Origin of the sequence: Massilia putida (assembly GCF_001941825.1) — a bacterium.
GTDB lineage: Bacteria > Pseudomonadota > Gammaproteobacteria > Burkholderiales > Burkholderiaceae_D > Telluria > Telluria putida.
In genome coordinates, this window is record NZ_CP019038.1 from 1,357,369 (window position 1) to 1,377,237 (window position 19,869).

General features: G+C 58.1%; 23 protein-coding genes and 2 pseudogenes. 12 read left to right on the plus strand and 13 right to left on the minus strand.

Annotation, left to right across the window (positions count from 1 at the left end):
* Position 1 precedes the first annotated feature (1 nt).
* On the plus strand, positions 2-1,117 hold the full coding sequence (locus BVG12_RS08310) for a type IV toxin-antitoxin system AbiEi family antitoxin (RefSeq protein ID WP_082439647.1): 1,116 nt from the start codon (positions 2-4) through the stop codon (positions 1,115-1,117).
* The gene (locus tag BVG12_RS08315; RefSeq protein ID WP_047826650.1) at positions 1,114-1,377 is read left to right on the plus strand and encodes a hypothetical protein; all 264 of its coding nucleotides are present in this window, start codon (positions 1,114-1,116) and stop codon (positions 1,375-1,377) included. The genes BVG12_RS08310 and BVG12_RS08315 overlap by 4 nt, the downstream gene beginning before the upstream one ends.
* 110 nt (positions 1,378-1,487) lie before the next feature.
* Here BVG12_RS08315 and BVG12_RS08320 read toward each other — a convergent pair whose 3' ends face one another.
* The 3 genes from BVG12_RS08320 to BVG12_RS08330 all read right to left on the minus strand — a co-directional run bounded on the left by BVG12_RS08320 (position 1,488) and on the right by BVG12_RS08330 (position 4,762).
* A complete protein-coding gene (locus tag BVG12_RS08320) occupies positions 1,488-2,933 on the minus strand; it encodes a heavy metal sensor histidine kinase (protein ID WP_075791995.1) in 1,446 nt (481 codons plus the stop codon).
* Positions 2,930-3,604, minus strand: a complete 675-nt coding sequence (locus tag BVG12_RS08325) for a heavy metal response regulator transcription factor (RefSeq protein WP_047826649.1) — start codon at positions 3,602-3,604, stop codon at positions 2,930-2,932. The genes BVG12_RS08320 and BVG12_RS08325 overlap by 4 nt, the downstream gene beginning before the upstream one ends.
* 882 nt (positions 3,605-4,486) lie before the next feature.
* On the minus strand, positions 4,487-4,762 hold the full coding sequence (locus BVG12_RS08330) for a CopK family periplasmic copper-binding protein (RefSeq protein ID WP_060566935.1): 276 nt from the start codon (positions 4,760-4,762) through the stop codon (positions 4,487-4,489).
* 503 nt (positions 4,763-5,265) lie between these two features.
* Between BVG12_RS08330 and BVG12_RS33925 the strand changes: the two are divergent.
* Positions 5,266-5,470: pseudogene (locus BVG12_RS33925) on the plus strand (DDE-type integrase/transposase/recombinase); the annotation flags it as partial.
* Between the two features lie 27 nt (positions 5,471-5,497).
* Here the strand turns inward: BVG12_RS33925 and BVG12_RS35500 are convergent.
* The 10 genes and pseudogenes from BVG12_RS35500 to BVG12_RS35795 form a co-directional block, all read right to left on the minus strand.
* Positions 5,498-5,719: pseudogene (locus BVG12_RS35500) on the minus strand (heavy-metal-associated domain-containing protein); the annotation flags it as partial.
* Positions 5,679-6,035 (minus strand): MerR family transcriptional regulator, encoded by a 357-nt coding sequence (locus tag BVG12_RS08345; RefSeq protein WP_075791996.1) that lies wholly within the window; start codon positions 6,033-6,035, stop codon positions 5,679-5,681. The pseudogene BVG12_RS35500 and the gene BVG12_RS08345, both read right to left, overlap by 41 nt.
* An 82-nt stretch (positions 6,036-6,117) precedes the next feature.
* The gene (locus BVG12_RS08350) at positions 6,118-6,777 is read right to left on the minus strand and encodes a methyltransferase family protein (protein WP_082439648.1); all 660 of its coding nucleotides are present in this window, start codon (positions 6,775-6,777) and stop codon (positions 6,118-6,120) included.
* A 66-nt stretch (positions 6,778-6,843) separates the two neighbouring features.
* Entirely contained in the window at positions 6,844-7,050 is a 207-nt protein-coding gene (locus tag BVG12_RS08355; protein ID WP_052234476.1) for a DUF2933 domain-containing protein, read from the minus strand.
* Positions 7,051-7,230: 180 nt separating this feature from the next.
* Positions 7,231-7,401 carry a flagellar basal body rod protein FlgB gene (locus BVG12_RS35505; RefSeq protein WP_084777151.1) on the minus strand — a complete coding sequence of 57 codons (171 nt, stop codon included), beginning with the start codon at positions 7,399-7,401 and terminating at the stop codon, positions 7,231-7,233.
* 133 nt (positions 7,402-7,534) lie between these two features.
* Positions 7,535-7,696, minus strand: a complete 162-nt coding sequence (locus BVG12_RS33935) for a hypothetical protein (protein WP_156328277.1) — start codon at positions 7,694-7,696, stop codon at positions 7,535-7,537.
* A gap of 90 nt (positions 7,697-7,786) precedes the next feature.
* On the minus strand, positions 7,787-8,110 hold the full coding sequence (fdxA, locus tag BVG12_RS08365; protein ID WP_075791997.1) for a ferredoxin FdxA: 324 nt from the start codon (positions 8,108-8,110) through the stop codon (positions 7,787-7,789).
* A 207-nt stretch (positions 8,111-8,317) separates the two neighbouring features.
* The gene (locus BVG12_RS08370; RefSeq protein ID WP_075791998.1) at positions 8,318-9,241 is read right to left on the minus strand and encodes an NAD(P)/FAD-dependent oxidoreductase; all 924 of its coding nucleotides are present in this window, start codon (positions 9,239-9,241) and stop codon (positions 8,318-8,320) included.
* Positions 9,242-9,435: 194 nt separating this feature from the next.
* Positions 9,436-9,774: an ISC system 2Fe-2S type ferredoxin gene (fdx, locus tag BVG12_RS08375; RefSeq protein ID WP_075791999.1), complete on the minus strand. Its 339-nt coding sequence runs from the start codon at positions 9,772-9,774 to the stop codon at positions 9,436-9,438.
* Positions 9,775-9,925: 151 nt separating this feature from the next.
* Positions 9,926-10,192, minus strand: a complete 267-nt coding sequence (locus tag BVG12_RS35795) for a DUF2933 domain-containing protein (protein ID WP_083684782.1) — start codon at positions 10,190-10,192, stop codon at positions 9,926-9,928.
* A gap of 408 nt (positions 10,193-10,600) precedes the next feature.
* Here BVG12_RS35795 and BVG12_RS08385 point away from each other — a divergent pair, with 408 nt between their 5' ends.
* The 9 genes from BVG12_RS08385 to BVG12_RS08425 all read left to right on the plus strand — a co-directional run bounded on the left by BVG12_RS08385 (position 10,601) and on the right by BVG12_RS08425 (position 19,847).
* The gene (locus tag BVG12_RS08385) at positions 10,601-10,936 is read left to right on the plus strand and encodes an NADH-quinone oxidoreductase subunit A (protein WP_075792001.1); all 336 of its coding nucleotides are present in this window, start codon (positions 10,601-10,603) and stop codon (positions 10,934-10,936) included.
* Positions 10,927-11,823: a complex I subunit 1 family protein gene (locus BVG12_RS08390; RefSeq protein WP_047826644.1), complete on the plus strand. Its 897-nt coding sequence runs from the start codon at positions 10,927-10,929 to the stop codon at positions 11,821-11,823. The genes BVG12_RS08385 and BVG12_RS08390 overlap by 10 nt, the downstream gene beginning before the upstream one ends.
* Positions 11,820-12,716, plus strand: a complete 897-nt coding sequence (locus BVG12_RS08395) for an NADH-quinone oxidoreductase subunit J family protein (protein ID WP_075792002.1) — start codon at positions 11,820-11,822, stop codon at positions 12,714-12,716. The genes BVG12_RS08390 and BVG12_RS08395 overlap by 4 nt, the downstream gene beginning before the upstream one ends.
* Positions 12,713-13,024 carry an NADH-quinone oxidoreductase subunit NuoK gene (gene nuoK, locus BVG12_RS08400; protein ID WP_075792003.1) on the plus strand — a complete coding sequence of 104 codons (312 nt, stop codon included), beginning with the start codon at positions 12,713-12,715 and terminating at the stop codon, positions 13,022-13,024. The genes BVG12_RS08395 and nuoK overlap by 4 nt, the downstream gene beginning before the upstream one ends.
* The gene (locus tag BVG12_RS08405; protein WP_047826641.1) at positions 13,021-14,982 is read left to right on the plus strand and encodes an NADH-quinone oxidoreductase subunit 5 family protein; all 1,962 of its coding nucleotides are present in this window, start codon (positions 13,021-13,023) and stop codon (positions 14,980-14,982) included. Before nuoK ends, BVG12_RS08405 begins: the two co-directional genes overlap by 4 nt.
* Before the next feature lie 31 nt (positions 14,983-15,013).
* Entirely contained in the window at positions 15,014-16,501 is a 1,488-nt protein-coding gene (locus BVG12_RS08410; RefSeq protein WP_047826640.1) for a complex I subunit 4 family protein, read from the plus strand.
* Positions 16,501-17,964: an NADH-quinone oxidoreductase subunit N gene (locus BVG12_RS08415; RefSeq protein WP_197416513.1), complete on the plus strand. Its 1,464-nt coding sequence runs from the start codon at positions 16,501-16,503 to the stop codon at positions 17,962-17,964. The genes BVG12_RS08410 and BVG12_RS08415 overlap by 1 nt, the downstream gene beginning before the upstream one ends.
* Positions 17,965-18,123: 159 nt before the next feature.
* The gene (locus BVG12_RS08420; RefSeq protein ID WP_156328276.1) at positions 18,124-18,465 is read left to right on the plus strand and encodes a hypothetical protein; all 342 of its coding nucleotides are present in this window, start codon (positions 18,124-18,126) and stop codon (positions 18,463-18,465) included.
* Positions 18,466-18,539: 74 nt separating this feature from the next.
* Positions 18,540-19,847, plus strand: coding sequence for a TolC family protein (locus BVG12_RS08425; protein WP_083684784.1), 1,308 nt, complete (start codon positions 18,540-18,542; stop codon positions 19,845-19,847).
* The last annotated feature ends 22 nt before the right edge of the window (positions 19,848-19,869 follow it).

A 19,869-nucleotide genomic window follows, 5' to 3' on the forward strand; every position in this document is an offset into this window, starting at 1 on the left:
CATGAATAACGTCGATATTTCCTTGTTGCATGATTTTACCGGTGCGCTCCAGGGTGTTACCGGTTTCTTCGCGGAACATGAAGAGGTAGAAGTGCCATTTGGTGATCACCGTCGAAATGCGCGGCTAGACGCGTTGGTGGAAACAAAGACTCCGGACGGGCGCTCCTGCATATTGGCAGTCGAGATGAAACGCGTAGCCTATCCACGAGATGCCCGTATGGCGATCAACCACCTGATGGAGTATCGAGCCACGGTCCCTCCCGGCACTCACATTGAACTATGTTTGGTCGCCGATACGATCAGTCCAGGTTCGCGCGAGGAACTGCGGAACGCGGGAATCAACTACTATGATCAGAGCGGAACACTGTACTTTAGACATCACACATGGTTAGTCGATATCGAGCGCGCACCTATTCGCCCAGCCCGTAAAAAGGATATCGCGCTGTTTAGCGGGGCACGTGAACAGGTTGTCCATGCCTTGCTCTACCATTGGTATAAAAATCCTGATGACGGGTACATCTCTGGAGGGGAGCTCTCTCTTCTCTCGCATACATCGACCTTTACTGTGTCGAGCATGATGCAGGCCCTTGAGCAACATGACTTCGTCGAATCCAAGGGCAGCGGCCCGAGTCAGCGCCGCCGCCTGCGTGATCCTGCAGCGCTGCTCGACGCATGGGCTGAGGAGTGGATACGGCGGCGGGAAGTTAAAACCCGCTGGTATACGTATGCTCCCAGCGGGCGCATCACCGATCGGATCATTGAAGGATTCGTCAGACATGCACGGCAAGAATGGGCCCTCACCGGAGCCGCTGCTGCCAACGCCATCGTTCCGCGATTAACCAACGTTGATCGTGTGGAAGTCATCGTTCAGCCAGGCGAGGCAGAGCAGCTGGCTTCTGCAATGGATCTGTCTCAAGCGGATAAAGGCTCCAATGTAGTCCTGATCGAACGAACCGGCGCGTCGTTCCTGTTCCTGGACGAGCATCCTGAACGCCCACACTCCCGCTTTGCCAGCCGATTCATACAGTATCTGGATCTTCTCAACGGCTACGGTCGCAACAAAGAGCTCGCGGAAGAGTTCCGCAAACATGCGCTCAAGATAGGAAGCAGCAAATGAACACGAAACATAAGACCGCCGCGGAATACAACACCGATCATACCAAGGCGTGTGAGATCGCACTCATCGCACTGCTGCGAGCATTTGGCTCATTGAAGGATGATTTGCGGCTCGTGGGTGGATTGGTTCCGCGCTATTTGACACCGTCACGGCCGCCGGAAGTCCCGGAGCACGCCGGCACGACCGACGTCGACGTCGTTCTCAACATTACGGTACTCGCCGCGAAAGGAACTGATGCTGGCTATCGCCTATACGATTAGCCAAATCGCCACTTCACATAGACGCGTATTCAGAGCCTTTGGCGCTGACGCGGCGATATGGCTATCGGCAAGTCGACAGCGCCCGTCGAATGTCGAAAAAACGTGGCGATTCAAGCTTTAACAGATCCGGAGTGCGCGCTTTTACTGAGGCCGCCTTCAATATTTTTCGAGCTTTTCGGGAAATGAAGTGTAAAGCTGGTTATACCAGCTTCATCGCTTTCCATCGTCACATGGCCGCCATGAAGTGTCATAATGGCCCTCACGATCGAAAGCCCCAGTCCTGTACCTCCTGAATCCCGTGACCTTGCAGAATCGGTCCTGTAAAATCGGTCGAAAAGCCGTTCGCGGTGTTCGAATGAGATTCGCTCTCCTTTATTCATGACAGTTAGGTCAACTGTTTCGTTTTCGTCTTTTATTCGAATTTCCACGGAGCTGTTCGCTTCGCCGTAGCGTGCGGCATTGGAAAGCAGATTTGTAATTGCTCGTCCAACAAGTGTCCTGTCCGCTAATATCTTACCGTGACCTGATACATGAAAGGAAATGTCGCGTTCATGGGCCAAAAGTTCTACATATTCAGCGCTTTTAATAGCCTCATCTCCAAGCTCTACCGTCGTTGAATTAAGAACTTCCGTGGTATTGTCGGCACGAGCTAAAAAAAGCATGTCTGCGACTACTCGGCCGAGGCGTTCCAATTCGTCGACATTTCCCTCAAGCAACTCTATTAACTCGCCATGTGTGCGCGATTGCGACAACGCTACTTGAGTCCTTCCCAGAAGAATTGAAATTGGTGTTCGCATTTCGTGCGCGAGATCGCCGGAAAATTGAGAGAGCCGGCGAATGCCGTCGTCCAGGCGATCTAACATGGCGTTGAACGCGAGACATAATGTTAGCAATTCTTGCGGCATCTCGTCCGGTGAAATCCGTCCAGACATGTTTTTTGCCGTGACTCGCATCGCTGCAGCGCGGAAGCGACTCAATGGCCTCAATCCAATACTCACAATCGTCCAGGCTCCGAGCGAAACAATCACCAACGCAAATGGAGCAGCGGTAAGTGCTGTAAATAGAAGCTTTGACAGTAATTCTTCGTCGTTGCTCCGGTCCGAGGTTAGCAAGAGCACATATCCCTCGCCGCTGACGACCTCGCTTGACACAACGATCGAGAGCATTGGGGCATCTGACTGTGGCATACGCCAATCAAGGAACGCATCTGCTCCCCACGTGTCGGTATGAAGCCTGCGGACAGATTCCACCCCGATAGGACTGAACGCTACTAGCGCTGTACTGCTACCTGGTCTCGCTACAGCGACGTGCAGTCCCTCATGTCCTGATAACAAGTCCGAAAGTCGATAGGCTGCGCTACTGAGCGCGGCAAGGTTCGTTTCCTTGTCAAGCAGGTGCCGCGCCTCAACTACATTTCCTTTAAGTAAATCTCGCTTTTGCTGGGCCAAGTTCGCCGACATCGTGCTATACGAGAAACCAAGCACTGCAAGGCTTTGGAGCAAGCCAAGTGTCCCGACCAGTAATGCCAGCTTGAGCGCAAGACTACGTATTTTCATGTGCGCAGCTCAAAAACATAGCCGACACCTCGCACGGTGTGAATGAGTTTGACGTCGAAAGGGTCATCAACCTTGGCGCGTAAGCGCTTTATCGCGACATCTATAATGTTCGTATCGGAATCAAAGTTAATATCCCATACCAAGGACGCAATTTGCGTTCGGGAGAGCACTTCTCCGGCTCGCCGCATCAGCAGTACAAGCAACGCAAATTCCTTTGCCGTCAGGTCGATAGGGCTACCGCCGCGTATCGCCCGGTGTCTGACAGAATCGACCTGGAGGTTGCCTACGCACAGGACACTGTCCAATGGCGCGGCATTCCCGCGCTTTACTATCGCGCGTACTCGGGCCAAAAGTTCGGAAAAATCGAATGGCTTGACCAAATAGTCGTCTGCTCCTAAATCGAATCCCCTGATTTTATCGTCCATGCTTCCTCTGGCGGTTAGCATCAGCACTGGCGTTTGCTTTCCGCTTCGTAAGGCAGACAACACGGCAAAGCCATCAAAGCCGGGAAGCATGATATCAAGCAACACCAAGTCATAATCCGTTTCGAGGGCTTTGTGCAGTCCATCAGCGCCGCTAATAGCCGTATCGACAACGTAACCGTGCTCGGACAAACCTTGTCTCAGGTATTCGGCAGCACGCGGCTCATCTTCAATAACGAGAATTTTCATGGCGATGTGATAAAACTGAAACGAAAAAGATGCAATATACACGGGTTGGAAGGACCGGATGTAGGCTGGTCTCAACCGCTTAAGGACGGCTCACTCTAGGACAATGTTGCTTCCCTATTCCGTATGCTGGTGAGGCCACGATCCATCACTCAACCGCCCTGACCGTGCGGTGAGCAGGGGCACGAATGCGTTACCCTGACGCTCCGACGAGCAGTCATCCTTCCGACACCGAGTTTGCAGCGACGAGAAGTGTTTACGCGAGGTGTGCGTTTCTTGGCCACGGTTGGGGACACAACGTCTAGGACGATGGTTACGTTGATACCATACGTCGACCGCGGCTTGAGCTGCCACCGGTGGGATCGCAACGTGCGCCAGACACATGTGGTGAAGTACTTCGCTTGTTCGAGCGGGAATTCGGATTTGCTCTAAAATACGGCCGCCGTCGAAGCGCCGGCGGCGTAGCATGGAGCACAAGTCAGCCCCGGCTTTAGCGACACAAGCTTGCTGGAGAAGCACAAGTGGCACGGGAGGTTTCACAATTTGGACACCTCCCGCCTTCTGCTCTAGCCGACTATTTGAACTTCTCGTGTGTACCCGAGGTAGGGCTTTGCTCAACGGCCGGCGTCATGAAAAGCACACGACGGGCGAGCAAAGTAGCATCGGGCTGGCCGCCGAGTGATACCTCACCGCGGCGCAGCACGAAATTCCGCATACTTACTTAGCAGTTTAACTCCGTTGGCGTCTGTCATACACGCCATCCCTCGTGCCAAAAAATGCCGGACCGAGTACCTCTAAAAAGCTTGGGTCAGCTTTTAATCCTACGGCCCGGCGGTCGCATAAGAACCAGCTGTCGGTCTCCTCTTCAAAGGATAAGCGTGGACCTTATCGCCGTCCACCGTTATCTATTTGCAGCTGCATGTCGAGACGAGCCGTTTCGTTACCGCGCATGATCATTTTCTGGCCATCCTTGGTTTCCATGATCTGACCTGGTTTCATGCCTGTAGGGTGGCCGTACTTGTCCTCCATTGCCATCTTTCCGTCTGCATAGACGTGAAGAGTCTCTCCACTCTTGAGTGGAACCAGTTTTTCGTCCTGTGCTGACGCGAACGAGGCAGCCGAGGCAGCAAACAGCATAGAAGCAACTAACAGTTTTTTCATGACAAATACTCCTTATAACAAATGTTCTGAAAATCAAATCCTTCCCAACTACGCAAACATCTTAATATCTGAGCCGAAACATAAGAATGACAGGGGAGTTACATTTCTGTAATTTTCAGATAGCGCCGCAATTTAGCAGACAGTCAATACTGTTCCGTACCACCAGAGCGCAGTCTAGGGCAAGGGTCATCGCAGCGCTGCCTTAAGCGCCAGGAGCAAGAACGGGATGATGGTTGCTGTACCGTTAAAAAGCGGAGCTCAGCTGGCTAGCGTGGCGGCAAAGTTCCAATGGCTACATGACGCGCTGGATGATGCGTAAGTACAAGCACCTCGCTCGGCATAAAACCCGAGCAGGCCGCGCCCTCCGGCGACTTGCGCGTCAGTTTGAAAGTGCCTTCGTGCACTGGAAATCGGATATGTCCCATCGGCTGGATGATGGAAGCCGGATGAGCTGAGAGGTTCACATCCGGTTCTGAGAGGGGCCGTGGGTGAAATTCCCACGGTCTACTCACCCGTACGTCTCGACGTGGCAGGGCTTCGTCTACGTGACCTTCGTCATCGACGTTTTGCTCGGCGGATCGTTGGCTGGTGGGTGAGCAGCTCGATGCGGACCGATTTCGCCCTCGACGCCCTGGAGCAGGCGCTGTAAGCGCGCCAGCCGGAACGCAACGCAACGCGTTGGTACATCACAGCGACAGCGGGTCGCAATAGGTATCGATAAGGGTAACTGGTACGCTCGATTGCAGCGATTAGGTCGCGGATGCCGACACGCGCGGCGTCGTATTCGACGGTCGCCCGGGCGCTGGCTAAATTGAGCCCGGCGCGCTTCACGCCCAGAATGCCACCGAGCTGCTTTTCCACGCGCCGGGCGCAGGCTTGATCAGGGACAATGGATTCGTCATGGTTTTCTCGTCCATCAATGCTTGTGTTTTCTGTCGCAAGTCCGTGCCAGATGATTAAGAGCGTCGCGCATGGCGACCGCTTGCTCGATGCGACGGTCCAATTCTCCGATGCACGCCTGCACCAGCACGCGGGCCTCCGCTGTTCTTTGCGCCGGATTCGCCAGAGGCGAAAGCAGTTCCCGAATTTCCTCGATCGAAAAGCCGACGTTGCGCGCGCGCCTGAGAAAGCGCAGGATGCGCAAATCGCTCTCGCAATAGATCCGGTAGCCGGACTCCGACCGTTGGCCGCGCTGGACAAGCCCGATGCCTTCGTAGTAGCGAATCATTTTGGCCGACACACCCGAGTGTTTGGCCGCCTCACCAATATTCATCGCATGATCCTGAGAAGCCGTTGAACGTCTTTGCTGCATTCAATGAAGGAAACGGCGTTGGCAAATTAAACACGCGGATCCGTCATACCCTGATTGCTTCGAATAGCCGGCCCCACTCGCCACGACGCGGAAAGAACCGCGGAACCTGCCGCATATACTCCTGGTACGCCGCGCCGAAGCGCGCGATCATGTCTTGTTCCTCCTTGCGCGCGAGCCGGACATACACAAGCACAATTGCAGGAAAGAGCGCCAAGGTAATGACGGTCGGCCAATGCACGATCTGACCGAATACGGCCAGCATGATGCCGGTATATTGCGGATGGCGAACCACGCCATAGAGGCCATCTCTGGCAAAGCGTCCTTCCTGCCTTGCCCGGTACACGCTTCTCCAGCCGACGATCAGCAGCAACAATCCGAACAGGATAAAGACGCCGCCGAGAAGCATTTCAATCATGCCGCCGACCATGCCGTAGCCGAGCAGCGCGCTCCACAGATGTCCGGGCATGGCGTCAAGCGGAATGTCGATACCGAGGAAGCCGGTCAACAGATAGATGGTCAACGGAAAACCGTACATCTCCGCATAGAGTGCGATGATGAACGCCTGGAGCAGGCCGGTGCCGGCCCACTCGCGCCAGCCTCGTGGCGCAGCGAATCGATACAGTATCCAGGACACCGCCACGACGATCACGACGACCAATCCCCAGTGGCCATAGTGGCGGGCAAATCCGTTCATGTCTTCCATGACATCTCCTTCACCGCCTTTGCGGGCGGCACATGGTTGAAGCGTCGGACACTGTCTCCCGATCGCTCACTTCCCGTCGCGCTCCGGTTCCCTTTCTTCCGGCGTATTCTTGTCCTTCATCATGAAGTACATCCCCAGCGGGCATGCCAGTATTAGCAGATACGGCGCCGCAGCCGCGATCAATGCTCGCGATTCCGGAAACAGCAGATATCCGAGGATAAGTAACGCTCCTATCCCGAGCGCGACCTTGACTATGGTCTTTACGCTGCACATGATTGCTACTCCTTTTGTCTGACAGGCAGGGCGACATATGCCGATGACTCTTGCCACCCCTTCGCGGCGCTCGTTACTGCACGGCAGTCACGACGTAGTCCGATCCTTCCTGCTTTCGACCGCTCCTGTTGACCGCGAGCTTGTCGAACAGCGTCAAGTCCTTGACCGAGATGCCCACCGTCATGGCCGGCCACTTTTGATAGCAGTGTTAATGTCGATGTCTACAGTTTTGTACCCCGGCGTGTCAGAATTTTCAATATTCGAAGCAAGCAATTCCTGACGATATGCCCTCAGACCTAATGCGCGCTCATGGAACTTGGGTTTCGCCTGACCAGAAAAAGGTCCAATAATCTCCCTATTGGATTGACTCCTATAATGATTACAAAAATGTTAATTAGAACGCGACAATTGGCGTGAACGTCTTAACCCAGTCTCTCAAGCATTCCTGAAACCTGTACGACTCGTGCTATCCCGTCGTCGTAACTCATGTATTTTCATGAACAGCCTCGTTGGCTTCAGCTTTCCGGACATTCTCTAATTGTAGCTCCCGACGGCGCATCAACATGTACACCACTGGCACCATAAACATCGACAGCAATAGGGCGGATAGCAACTCACCGACCATTGGCGCCGCAATACGCTGCATGATTTCCGATCCTGTGATTTCATCACCCGCCTGCCAGAGCCGCAGGCTCTATATCGGCCGCGCTCTCGGTTCACACAGCGCGGCCGAACCTCACCGCTCAAGATAAATTAACTTTTTGGTAATTCGAGCCCAATAGTCAGCGTCTGGAAGAGGAGGTCTCGGCCTCACGATCACTTTCCATTTACCCGCCAGATCACAGTTCAGCTGAATAAATACGTTCTGTTCTTCGGGCACATGACTATCTGGAAAAATAGCCTCTACGGGACATTCGGGCACACACAGACTGCAATCGATACACGTATCGGGGTCGATCGCAAGGAAATTCGGCCCCTCTCTGAATGCATCCACAGGACAAACCTCAACACAATCAGTGTACTTGCATCTGATGCACGCTTCGGTAACTATGTAGGTCATACGAACCATCCAACATGCTTGCTCCGTGTTCTCTGAGCAATAAGAAACTGCTTTAGCGGCGCCACGCTACCCCGTTGCAATTTTTCTCGTTAATAACTGCTGCAGCGTTGCCGATGTTGATCGCCACCATCTCGACCAGTCTGCCAATTTAACTTCGCTCAGCAACCGAGAACTTGATCTGTGACCTTGGTCACTTTAAATCTTCTTTCAGCACGCTGTGTTGATCCCGATAGCTGCCTGAGCTCCCTCAGCTGCTGCAACGATCACCTGCAAAACATCACGCGATGCATCGCCAGCAACGTAAAGCCCCGGAACAGGCGTCATTTGCTGATCGTTGTCAATTTCACATCCTTTCGGGTCGAACATGTCACAACCAAGGCGCTTTGCCAGATCGGTCGACTGCTGTCGGCCGGTATTGAAAAAGAATGCTGAGCGGCGCAGTGTTGATCCCGACGAAAACACGATATCGAACGAGGCGGAATACGGTGTATTAGCGAGAATTTCTAAACGTAGAATCGGCTCTTCTCGCAGTTCGACACCGTTGGCGATAAGACGCTGACGGAATTGGTTGCTCAGCTCGGAATCGCCGTCGGTGCACAGTACAATGTCTCGACTCCAATGAGTCATCTCAAGTGCAAGACCGCCTCCCTTCTGATCTCCGCGGCCATACACTGCAAGAGGTTGGTCGCGCATCTCCCATCCATCACAATAAGGGCAATGAAACAGCCCTACCCCGTAAAGCTCGCGAAACCCTGGCTGCTGTGGCAGTTCGTCGACAACACCGCCTGCGAGTAGCAGTTTGCGTGCGAAGAAAACTCGGCCATCTCGACTAGTTACTGAAAAACCGATATCCGTACGTATTGCGTCAACTATCCGGTCATCGTCAACCTTAACCGAAGGATATTCTTTTAGCTCTTGCCGGGCTATTGCACGAAGTTCCGACGGGTGAATGCCATCCCGGCTCAAAAAACCATGCAAGGCATGAGATACAGCATTGCGTGGAACACCTTCATCAAACATCAACACTTTTCGCCGACATCTGCCGAGAACCAAGGCGGCGTTCATTCCAGCCGGCCCTCCGCCGACTATAATGACATCCCAAAGTGGAACATTTTCGTTATTGGCGTGCATTCATACCTTTCATCGCTTTGCGTACAATGTGAATTCGATCTATGATGCTAATTTCCGGAAGTGTTGATCTTTCTATAATGCGCAAGCCGTCCAGAAGGACGGCTGTGTTGCAATACGTCGAAACCGAGGCCGTAAATAATTACCGATTCCCAATTGCTTGATTGCTTGATTGCTACCACGCTTTAAAGAAACCTTCACGGTAGTTCCTTCGCATGATTTATCGAATATCTCGGTATTTCGATAACCAAGTCAGTAGTCCTGGCGGCCGCTTGGCATGAGAGCCGGGATGTCGGCTCAAGCCCCCATGCACGGTCGAGCATGTCCTCCTCTTTATCGGTTGCCACGGGAAGCGAACTTGCGCCCGCCCTTACGATCACATGGCATGTCGTACACGCGCCGACTTTACCACAGGCATGTTCAATCTCGATCCCATGCTCGAGGAGCGCATCACACAGCGACTTTCCAGATTGAACTTCGAAAGATGCACCTTCGGGAGCATAGTCTGGATTTGCATAAACTTCTATTTTCGGCATTGCAGGTCCTTCCCATCAGGTAGACATAGTGGTCGTCCTGACGCTTTTTACACGATGACTGCTTCGAAAATTATCACAGAAGAGGCTTAGCCGATGAAGAAAACTGCAGAAGGAACTGCATCAATGTGAAAGCAAGGATGCCCATGCAGGCTTACCGCTTAAATTCACCCAAGGCCGGCTCGCGCTTGTCAATAGACACCAGAGAGGCAGCTTTTTGCTGTTCTGCTTCGCGAGATTCGCATCCTTTACCTCCCATTAGCCTCATTCCCAAGAACATGGAAATAGGACACAGGAGAAAAACAAGTGTAGGCGCAGCCGTAAGAATCAACGACCGTATTTCTGGTACCGATATATACAGGAGACCTGTGATGGCTGACATCATTACACCGATCTTAAGCATGGTTTTTAAGCTACACATTACAAACACCTCCAAATTCACTGACTGTGTACTTCTTGACTAATCGACTTTCAAGAATGGAAGTGCGAAAAATCATGTATGTTCGCTTAAGGCCTATCGTAGACGCTAGAAAGTATAAGAAGAGTGACGAACGGATTACAAAAATGTAATCTTCATTCTGATTAGCGTTGCCTTTTTCGCATCGCGTTTGCGGTGCTCACGCGGCCGGCGGCGAATATGAGCGCCTGAGCTGCACAGTTTTAAATCCTTTCGAGCCATCATGTCTCCAATGGAATCGATTCGTGCGGCCCTTGGGAGCTCTCTGCTGTACGATTTTGCCAACTGATTATGTACACGCCCATGCTGTGAGCCCTATTCGCAGCAGGATGTCAGCGTGTTTCCTCGCACCACGTCGGACGGGAGAACGGAATGCGTGAACAGAGTGTATCGGCCTACGGCATGGCTGGCCTCATCGTGCTCATTGCTGCGGGCATGGGACTCCTGGCGTTCGCGATCTCGGGCAAGAGTCGAGAGCCGCAACGCGAACCCAGTCCGCCAGCTGCCTGGGCCCAATTCCACATCGGCTTTCCCGTGTATGCGCTGATCTTTCTCGCTTTCGATATGGAAATGATCTTCATGTACCCTTGGGCCGTCGTGTTCGCCGACCTCGGCATTTCCGCCTTCCTCGACATGCTGGTTTTTATCGCCTTGCTCTCGACCGGCATCCTGTATGCCTGGGCAATGGGTGGCCTTAAATGGGAATAGCCGGCAAAACCCTTCTGGTCACGTTGGCGCTGCTCGCAGGGGCCTGGGTGAGCGGACGCATTGAACGGGTGCTGATGCGCGGGGAGCCGGGGGCCATGCATCAGGCGGGAACCGCGGCCGTCCACCTGGGTCGACGGGACCGCTGGCTGTATCCGATCGGTCCCGCGGTCGCGCTGGCCGCGGTCTTGCTCGGCGCCGTCGTGATGCCGTTTGGACCGGCACTGGTCGGCGAGGACTTGCAGATTGGCGTGTTTTATTTCATCGTCGTGATCGACTTCGCCGTGCTCGGCATTGCCCTGTCCGGCTGGGGTGCCAACACAGGCCACGCGGTCGAGGCTTGCTATCGCGCGGTGGCCCAGCTCGTGGCTTACGTCGTGCCTCTCGGTATGGCCGTGGTCGGTACGATCATGATGGCAAAGTCCCTGTCCACGACACGCATCGTCGAGGCGCAGCAGGGAGTATGGTTCATCGTACTGCAGCCGCTCGGTTTCGCGCTATACCTCGTGACAGGGCTGATGCAGTGTTATCGGGCACCGTTCCTGGAACCGTTCGCGGATAGCGTGGTAGGTGGCGTGCTCGGCGTCAGCACCGGGCCAGAAGCCTTGATTTGGCGGCTTGCGCTGTCGGGCCTACTGCTGCTGGTAGCCGCCATGGGCGCGGTGCTGTTCCTCGGCGGATGGTCGGGCCCATGGCTTCCGGCCCCATTATGGATGGCGCTGAAGACGCTGGGACTAATGATCCTGATGCTCGCCGGCGGGCGAATGGTCCGGCCCTTGAGTGTGGCCAGAATGCTGGGGCTGTCATGGAAGGTGCTGATTCCCCTGGGCTTGGCAAATGTGCTGCTGGTCGGCGGTCTCATTTTGTTGAAGATCGGACCCACTGGATGAATGTGGAACAGACAGCAGTGCTGGTTGCCTTCGGCTTATGTGCCTTCCTCGCGCTCGCCGGTGCGCTCGGCATGGCGACCACGATGAGCATGTTCCGCAGCGGCATATTCCTGATGGCATCGTTCATTGGCGTGGGCGGCTTATTCATCCTGCTCGCCGCCGACTTGATGGGGCTGCTTCAAATCATGATGTACATCGGCGGCATGCTGGTCATGATCCTGTTCATGGTGCTGTTCATGCACGATCCCGGCGGGTCCATGATGGCGGGCATGCCGGACATGATGAGCCCGATCGAGCGCTTCTTCAGTCGGGGTCTCCAACCGGAGCCGGAGCCGGAGCCGGACGAGAAGGCCGATGACGATACTGGCAGCAGTCTGAAGGAGGACGCGGGTCACGACGCGATGAATCGTGACGAGATGGACCATGCAGACAAGGCGGCCGGCCACGGCTCGCACGGTGGCATGGACCACGCCCATATGGACCATGGCAGTACGTCATGCGGCGACATGGACAAGATGGGGGACATGGGCGGCATGGACATGGACATGTCGATGGTGACGCCGGTGCGCCCCGTCGCCGCTTGGGGTGCGGCGGCCATCGGAATCGGCCTGTTCGCGCTGTTGCTGCTGCGTCCCGACTGGCCGGTGGCAGGGCAACACCCCAATCCCGACTCGGCCCGTGCGGTCGGCATGATGCTGATGCACAAATACATGATCGCGTTCGAGGGCGCCGGCTTCCTGATCCTGCTCGGCATCTTTGGCGCCGTGTTTCTTGCGCGCACCAACCAGCATGCCGAGGCGCCCGGACGCGCACTGCCGGTCGCGCGCCGAGAAGATCCGCCGCCAGCAGAGTCTGGCCCCGCCCCCGGCCACGAGGAAGGAAAGTGGTCATGACAATACCGCTGACTGCCTACCTGCTGGTCAGCGCTGCGCTATTCGCGATCGGCGTATATACCGTGGTCGCACAACGCTCGGCCGTGATGATCCTGATGGGAATCGAGCTGCTGCTCAATGCCGCTGGCCTGAACGTCATCGCATTCTGGCGCTTCGTGCAGCCGGACGACTATTCCGGGCAGATTTTCCTCATCATGCTGGTGACCGTCGGCGCCGTCGAAATGGCTGTCGGCCTGGCGATCATGCTTCTGCTTTACCGCCAGCGCAAGGATGTCCAGGTCGACAGCTATACGGAGCTCAAGGGATGAGCGCGCTGCTCCTGGCGGTGCCGCTGTTGCCGCTGATAGCCAGCCTCGTCGTGTGGTCGCTGCCGCAGGGCGTTGCGCAACACTATCCGCGCTTGCCGCCCATACTCGTGATCGGCGCAACGGGGGCCGCGCTCGGTGCACTGCTGCTTTTGCACGGCACGCGGACCACAGTGCGCGCTGTCTGGTTTAAAAGTGGCGGGCGAGTGCTGCAGGCGGGCCTCGAGCTTGGCGGCCTGAGCTGGTCGATGGCGGTACTGGTGGCTGCGGTCGCGCTCGCGGTGCTGGTCTACGGCGCCGGCTACATGCGCGGTGAGCCCTTGCGCGCGCGCTTCTTTGCCGAACTCGGTCTGTTCGTCGGCGCCATGCTCGCACTGGTGCTGGCCAGTTCCTTCGTCCTGCTGTTTGCGGCATGGGAGCTGGTCGGGGTGGCATCGTGGCTGCTGATCGGCTTCCACCATCGGGAGCCGGGCTCGGCATCAGCAGCCGCCAAGGCCTTCCTGATGACACGCATCGGCGACGTCGGCTTCCTGCTCGGCTGGCTGCTGGTGCTTGACGCTACCGGCACCACGGATATCGCCCGCTTCCTCGAACTGGCCAGTGCCGGGGCCCTGCCGCCGGCGTTCGCCACCTTGCTAGCGCTGCTGTTCTTCAGTGCCGCTGTCGGCAAGAGTGCTCAGCTGCCGCTGTCGCTCTGGCTGCCGGACGCAATGGTCGCGCCAACCCCGGTATCGGCGCTACTGCACTCGGCCACGATGGTAGCGGCTGGCGTCTACCTGATGCTGCGCCTGTACCCGCTGCTGGCAGCGACGGCGGACGCGCGCGCGGTCATTTTCTGGCTCGGCCTCCTGAGCGCCGCCACTGGCGCCCTGCTGGCCACCGCACAGACTGACCTCAAGCGCCTTCTTGCCTGGTCGACCATCTCGCAGCTGGGCGAGATGCTGCTTGCTGTCGGACTCGGGGCGCCGTACGCTGCCGCGTTGCACCTGGTCGCACATGGCCTGTTCAAGTCGACGCTGTTCATGTGCGCTGGCAGCATCGACAAACATGCGGGCACGCGCGACCTGCGCGAGCTCGGCGGGATCTGGCGGGTATTGCCTGTCACTGCGGCCTGTTTTGCCGTCGGCGCGCTGGCACTGGCCGGCATCGAACCCTTGTTCACCGAAACCAGCCACGACGCCATCCTCGGCGCCGCCTGGCGTACGGGCCCGGCTCAAGGGCTTGCTGTGCTGGCGCTGCTGCTGCTGGCCGGCATGTACATCGGCCGCGCCGCGGCGCTGCTTCTGTGGGGACCGACCAGGGCGGGCGAAGGCAATACAGGCGCGGTCGGCCGCACCATGCGACTGGGCATGCTGGGGACGGCATTTGGCGCGGCCCTGATCACGCCGCTTCTCAAGGGTATGGGGCCGCTGTTGCCTTTTTCTCCCGTCGCGTCCTCCTCTCTCGCGGTTCACCTGGGCGCGCTGGGTGCCGGCGCCGGCGGCCTGCTGCTGGGCGCGGCCAGCGCCTGGCGGCGCGGCGCCGCGCCAGTACTCGGGACGGCGGTGTTGAGGCTGCAAAGCCCCCTCGTGGGCCTGGTGAGCGCGGCCTGCGCATTGGTCTGGAATATGGCAGCCGCCGCCGAGACCCTGGAACGCTGGCTGGACGGCGTGGTCCGCCATCTGGTGGCCGCCGCCTACACGATTTCAGGCAGCGGTCGCAGGGGCCTAGCCGGCATTGAGTCCGCACTCGACGCCAGCGCAGGCGGCCTGGCACGAACCGCCCGCTCCCTGGCCGACGGCACCGAACAAGCAGAAAGTTCGGCCTTCGCCGCCGCGGCCGATGCGCTTGCAGGTCTGTTGCAGGCCGGTGGCGGCCGGATGCGCGCCGTGCAGACCGGCAAACTGTACCTGTACACCTTGGGACTTTTCGCCTGGACCATGGTGGTGCTGGTGGCCGCAGCGCTGCTCTACCTCAAATAGCCTGTCATCAACAAAAACAAAGGGTCGTACCATGCTCAGTCTCACCATCTTTCTTCCCTTGTTCAGCGGCCTGGTGCTGCTGGTGCTGCCCGGCTTGCGTCCATCGCTGGTACGCCGCCTCGCGCTGGCAGGAGCGCTTGCGACCCTGGTGCTGGCGGTGCTGCTGTGGTCCGGCTTCGATCCCGCGACGAAGAGCCTGCAGTGGCGCGAGACGTTGCCCTGGATCCCGAGCATCGGCGCCAGCTACGATGTTGCACTGGACGGTATTTCCCTCGCGTTGCTGATGCTCACGGCAGTGCTCCTTGTTGCCGTGATGGTGTACGTCCTTCCTGAACACGGCGAACGGACACGCCTGCACGCCTTCCTGTTCCTGCTGCTGGGGACCGGCCTGATGGGGGTGTTCGCTTCACGCGACCTGCTGCTGTTCTACCTGTTCTTCGAGATCGGCCTGGTGCCGATGTATTTCATTATCGGCATCTGGGGCGGCGAACGCCGGTCCTACGCCGCCATGAAATTTTTCCTATATACCCGTGCGGGTAGCCTGGCGATGCTGCTTGGCTTTCTGGCGCTGTATTTATCGATGACGCCGCATACCTTTTCCCTGCCGGCGATCATCGCGGCCCGGCCCTTGGCCAGCTCACCGGGTGCGGCAGCGGCTGTCTTTTTCGCTCTGCTATTTGGCTTCGGGGTCAAGCTGCCGGCCTTCCCGCTACATAACTGGCTGCCCGACGCCCACGTCGAGGCGCCCACCGAGGGCAGCGTCGTGCTCGCGGGCCTTCAACTGAAGATGGGGGGATATGGCATGCTGGCAATTCTGTTGCCGACAATGCCGGGTACGGTGGCGCGCTTTGCCTGGCTCGTCATTCCGCTGGCGCTGGTCTCGCTTCTGTACGGCTCGCTCGCCGCGCTGGGCCAGCGCGACCTCAAGCGGCTGGTAGCCTACACCTCGGTCAACCACATGGCCTTCGTGCTGCTGGCATTGCCGGTCGCAGGGCTCGGCATAGTCGGCGGCAACCCCGACCTGGCGCACCTCGCCGTGAATGGGGCCGCGGTCCAGATGGTCAGTCACGGCCTGCTGACCGGGGCAATGTTCTTAATGATAGGCATGCTTCAGCATCGCGCCGGCACCCGCGACATCGACCGCTTCGGCGACCTTCTGGGTCGCTTGCCGGGCTACGCCGGGCTGTTTGCCGTACTGTCGTTCGGCTCGCTAGGCCTGCCGGGGCTGTCAGGATTCATCGCCGAGTTCCAGGTGATCGGCGCCACCCTGCTAATAAGTATGTGGATCGGCGCCATCGCCGTGCTGGGCCTGGTCATCACCACCGGCCTCTACCTGCACATGCTCGGCAGGCTGTTATTGGGCAAACCGCCGGAAGCAATGCCGGATCTGCCCCCAATGTCCATGCACGAGTCGTGGAGCGCCGGTACGCTGGCGGCCCTGTCGGTACTGATCGGCGTGCTGCCCGGCACGATCATGCCAATGATCGCGGCCGCGTCCTCCGCCTTGGCGGGCTCCTGATGCGCCTGCCGATGCCAAGCGCCGGCTGCATGGACCTGTGGGCCGTGGTCCCGGAAATGCTGCTGGCTGCGCTTACGCTGGCACTGGTGCCAGTGGCCGGCTTCGCGCGTGGTCGCTGGCGCGGTTTGCCGGCGCTCGTCGCGGGGGCCGGGCTGGTAGCCAGCATGGTGCTCACCGCGCGCACGTGGAACTACCCGGCCGCCGCGGCATTTTGCGGCACCTGGGCCGTGGACCGCTTTGCTGTACTCTACAAGCTCCTGATCGAAGCCGCAGCCTTGCTATCGCTGCTGATGCTGGCGTCCCATTTTCGCGGGCGGCGCGCGCAGGCACAGGTCGCGATGCCACTGCTGTTTGCGACGGTCGGCGGGCTAGGCCTGGTTTCCGGCCTGGACCTGGCGCTGATCGTGCTGTTTCTTGAAATACTCAGCATAGCCTCCTATCTGCTGGCGCTGCTGATGCGCACCGACCTCAAGGCGCAGGAAGCCACCCTCAAGTATTTTATCTACGCCAGCGCCGCGCTGGCGATCATGTCGTATGGCATGACCTTCCTGTATGGCTTGACCGGCAGCCTCGACCTGCCCGGTATCGCGCGCGGCCTCCATCGCGCGGATCCGGTGTGGCTTCTGGTGGCTGCGGGCATTGTGCTGGTCGGCTATGGGTTCGAGATCACCTTGGTGCCGTTCCAGTTCTGGGCACCCGACGTCTACCAGGGCGCCAGCGCGCCGGCCACCGGCTTTATCTCGGTGGTGCCGAAGATTGCCGCCTTCGCCGCGCTACTGCGTTTCCTGCTGGAGGCTTTGCCGGCCTATGCTCCACAGTGGTCGCCGCTGATCGGCGTGCTCGCAGTAGGTACCATGACGCTCGGCAATCTTGCGGCGCTGCGCCAGCAAAGCCTGAAACGGCTCCTGGCCTACTCCAGCATCGCCCAGGCAGGCTATGTGCTGATCGGCGTGGCGGTGGCAAACCGCAGCCCGGGAGGAGTGCCGGCGGCAAGCTTTTACCTGCTGACCTACCTGGCGATGAACCTGGGCGCATTCGCGGTCATCGGCGTGCTGGAGCGCCACACCGGAAGCGACGCGCGCGACGTCGTACGCGGACTGGCACGTCGCGCTCCCTGGCTGGCCGCCGTGCTGACGCTGGCCTTGCTGTCGCTTGCCGGTATCCCACCGCTCGCCGGTTTTGCCGGCAAGATACTGCTGCTGACGCAAGCCATCGACGGCGGCATGGCGTGGCTCGCCATCGCTGGCGCAATTAATATGGCGGTCGGGCTGTATTACTATGCGCTCGTCGTGGCCGACATGTTCATGGAGGCGACGTCGCAGGCCCCCCCGCAGTCAGCCCGCATCCCGGTCGGCGCCGGCTACGCGGCGGCCGCAGCGATCGCCACGGCCGGCACCCTCGCTCTCGGAATTTCGCCCGATAGCGTGTTATCGGCGGTGATGGCAGTGGGATGGCTGCGCTGAACGAAGCCATCGCGCGTCCAAGGCCTACGTAGCGCCTTCATTTAAGGTCTGCGTAATTGACAAAGATATGTGGCGGTTTTAAACTTCACTGTAATTATGAGAATTCCGCGCACATCCCGACTGTTAGCCGCAACAATATTGCTGTTTAGCATATTGTTCATGCAGCTTGCCGTCTCGGCATATGCGTGCCCGGCATTCAACCTGGGGCATGACGACCAGCTGACCTCGTCCATGCAGGCGAAGCCAGCTGACATGAGCTCATGTCACGACGTGGATATGGAACAGCCCAGTCTGTGCCATGCGTCCCACCAGACAGACAAGCAATCGCTCGACAAGCCTGCGACGCCCCCCCTGTCGCCTTTCGTGGCCGTCGGATACGGGCTTCCGATAAGCCTTATCACATTGACCTACCAGCGGCCTCTCGGCTCGCCTATTCCCGCCTTCCTCACCTATGCGACGGCACCGCCTATAGCCATTCGCAACTGCTGTTTCCGCATTTGATTTTCCAGTTTGCTTGATTCCTCATCGCTGCGCCTTTGCGCGAGCGGTGTTACTCAATGCATTCTGGAGGTTCAATGTTGTCCCCAAGTTTCATTGCGCCACGCTTGGCGCATCATTCGGCTGCCCGGTCTTTCCGCGCAATCTTGCTTGTTGTCGTGGTTGCCATTGGCAACCGTGCGTTTGCCGCCGAAACGCCATTGACGCTGGCTGGCGCTCAACAGCTCGCTGTCGAGCGATCGCGAATGGTAGCGGCAAAAGACTACGCAGCCCAATCGTCACGGGAGATGTCAGTCGCTGCCGGTCAGCTCCCCGATCCGGTTTTGAAGGTCGGTATCGATAACCTGCCGATCAATGGGCAAGATCGCTTCAGCCTGACGCGAGATTTCATGACAATGCGACGCATCGGCGTGATGCAAGAGCTGACGCGCTCTGACAAACGTCGCCTGCGTGCCGAACGCTTTGAACGCGAAGCGGAAAAATCCATTGCGGAGAAAGCGGCTACGGCCGCGACAGTCGAACGCGAAACCGCCCTCGCCTGGCTGGACCGTTACTACGCCGAAGCCATGTCGACCGCAATAGCCGAACAGATAGATCAGGCGAAGCTGGAAATCCAGGCGGCCGAGTCCGCGTATCGGGCCGGCCGCGGCAGCCAGGCTGACATCTTCAGTTCGCGCAGCGCACTCGCGGCTTTGGAAGACAAGGCCAGCGATATCGACCGCCGCATCGGGAACGCCAAGATCGCACTGGCGCGCTGGATCGGTGACGCAGCGCAGCAGCCGTTGGGCGCCAAGCCGGCGGTCGATACCATCCGCCTCGACGAAGCCACACTCGACACCCAGCTTAACCACCACCCGGAGCTTGCCGTGCTCGTAAGGCAGGAAGACATCGCAGTCGCAGAAGCCCAACTTGCAAAAGCCAACAAGAAAGCGGACTGGAGCGTTGAGGTCGCAGTGCAACAACGCGGCCCAGGGTATTCGGACATGGTGTCGGTTGGCCTGTCGGTGCCGCTGCAGTGGGACCAGAAAAACCGCCAGGACCGCGAACTGTCTTCCAAGCTGGCTCAAGTCGAACAGGCGAGGGCCGAGCGCGAAGATATGCTGCGTGCCCATGTCGCCGAAGTGCGTGCCATGTTAAACGAGTGGCATACGGACAGACAGCGACAAACCCGGTTTGAGAAAGAACTGACTCCTCTGGCCAACTCGAGAACAACCGCGATCGCTGCCGCCTACCGGGGCGGAAAAGCCACGCTGGCGGACGTCATCGCCGCCCGGCGCAGTGAAATCGACGTGCGCCTGCAGGCATTACAACTCGAGCAGGAAACCGACCGCCTGTGGGCGCAACTGAATTTTCTCTTTCCGCAAAACGGCGGCTACGGCCACTGAAAAGTCGGGCGAACAAGGATTT

Bases quoted from the DNA above. Each gene is read 5' to 3' on its own strand.
- BVG12_RS08325 (WP_047826649.1), bottom strand. From the start codon at position 3,604: ATGAAAATTCTCGTTATTGAAGATGAGCCGCGTGCTGCCGAATACCTG.
- fdxA (WP_075791997.1), bottom strand. From the start codon at position 8,110: ATGACCTACATAGTTACCGAAGCGTGCATCAGATGCAAGTACACTGAT.
- BVG12_RS08385 (WP_075792001.1), top strand. From the start codon at position 10,601: ATGCGTGAACAGAGTGTATCGGCCTACGGCATGGCTGGCCTCATCGTG.
- BVG12_RS08390 (WP_047826644.1), top strand. From the start codon at position 10,927: ATGGGAATAGCCGGCAAAACCCTTCTGGTCACGTTGGCGCTGCTCGCA.
- BVG12_RS08370 (WP_075791998.1), bottom strand. From the start codon at position 9,241: ATGCACGCCAATAACGAAAATGTTCCACTTTGGGATGTCATTATAGTC.
- BVG12_RS33935 (WP_156328277.1), bottom strand. From the start codon at position 7,696: ATGCAGCGTATTGCGGCGCCAATGGTCGGTGAGTTGCTATCCGCCCTA.
- BVG12_RS08315 (WP_047826650.1), top strand. From the start codon at position 1,114: ATGAACACGAAACATAAGACCGCCGCGGAATACAACACCGATCATACC.
- BVG12_RS35795 (WP_083684782.1), bottom strand. From the start codon at position 10,192: ATGTGTAGCTTAAAAACCATGCTTAAGATCGGTGTAATGATGTCAGCC.
- nuoK (WP_075792003.1), top strand. From the start codon at position 12,713: ATGACAATACCGCTGACTGCCTACCTGCTGGTCAGCGCTGCGCTATTC.
- BVG12_RS08355 (WP_052234476.1), bottom strand. From the start codon at position 7,050: ATGTGCAGCGTAAAGACCATAGTCAAGGTCGCGCTCGGGATAGGAGCG.
- BVG12_RS08425 (WP_083684784.1), top strand. From the start codon at position 18,540: ATGTTGTCCCCAAGTTTCATTGCGCCACGCTTGGCGCATCATTCGGCT.
- fdx (WP_075791999.1), bottom strand. From the start codon at position 9,774: ATGCCGAAAATAGAAGTTTATGCAAATCCAGACTATGCTCCCGAAGGT.
- BVG12_RS08415 (WP_197416513.1), top strand. From the start codon at position 16,501: ATGCGCCTGCCGATGCCAAGCGCCGGCTGCATGGACCTGTGGGCCGTG.
- BVG12_RS08420 (WP_156328276.1), top strand. From the start codon at position 18,124: ATGCAGCTTGCCGTCTCGGCATATGCGTGCCCGGCATTCAACCTGGGG.
- BVG12_RS08345 (WP_075791996.1), bottom strand. From the start codon at position 6,035: ATGAATATTGGTGAGGCGGCCAAACACTCGGGTGTGTCGGCCAAAATG.
- BVG12_RS08330 (WP_060566935.1), bottom strand. From the start codon at position 4,762: ATGAAAAAACTGTTAGTTGCTTCTATGCTGTTTGCTGCCTCGGCTGCC.
- BVG12_RS08320 (WP_075791995.1), bottom strand. From the start codon at position 2,933: ATGAAAATACGTAGTCTTGCGCTCAAGCTGGCATTACTGGTCGGGACA.
- BVG12_RS08405 (WP_047826641.1), top strand. From the start codon at position 13,021: ATGAGCGCGCTGCTCCTGGCGGTGCCGCTGTTGCCGCTGATAGCCAGC.
- BVG12_RS08310 (WP_082439647.1), top strand. From the start codon at position 2: ATGAATAACGTCGATATTTCCTTGTTGCATGATTTTACCGGTGCGCTC.
- BVG12_RS08395 (WP_075792002.1), top strand. From the start codon at position 11,820: ATGAATGTGGAACAGACAGCAGTGCTGGTTGCCTTCGGCTTATGTGCC.
- BVG12_RS08410 (WP_047826640.1), top strand. From the start codon at position 15,014: ATGCTCAGTCTCACCATCTTTCTTCCCTTGTTCAGCGGCCTGGTGCTG.
- BVG12_RS08350 (WP_082439648.1), bottom strand. From the start codon at position 6,777: ATGGAAGACATGAACGGATTTGCCCGCCACTATGGCCACTGGGGATTG.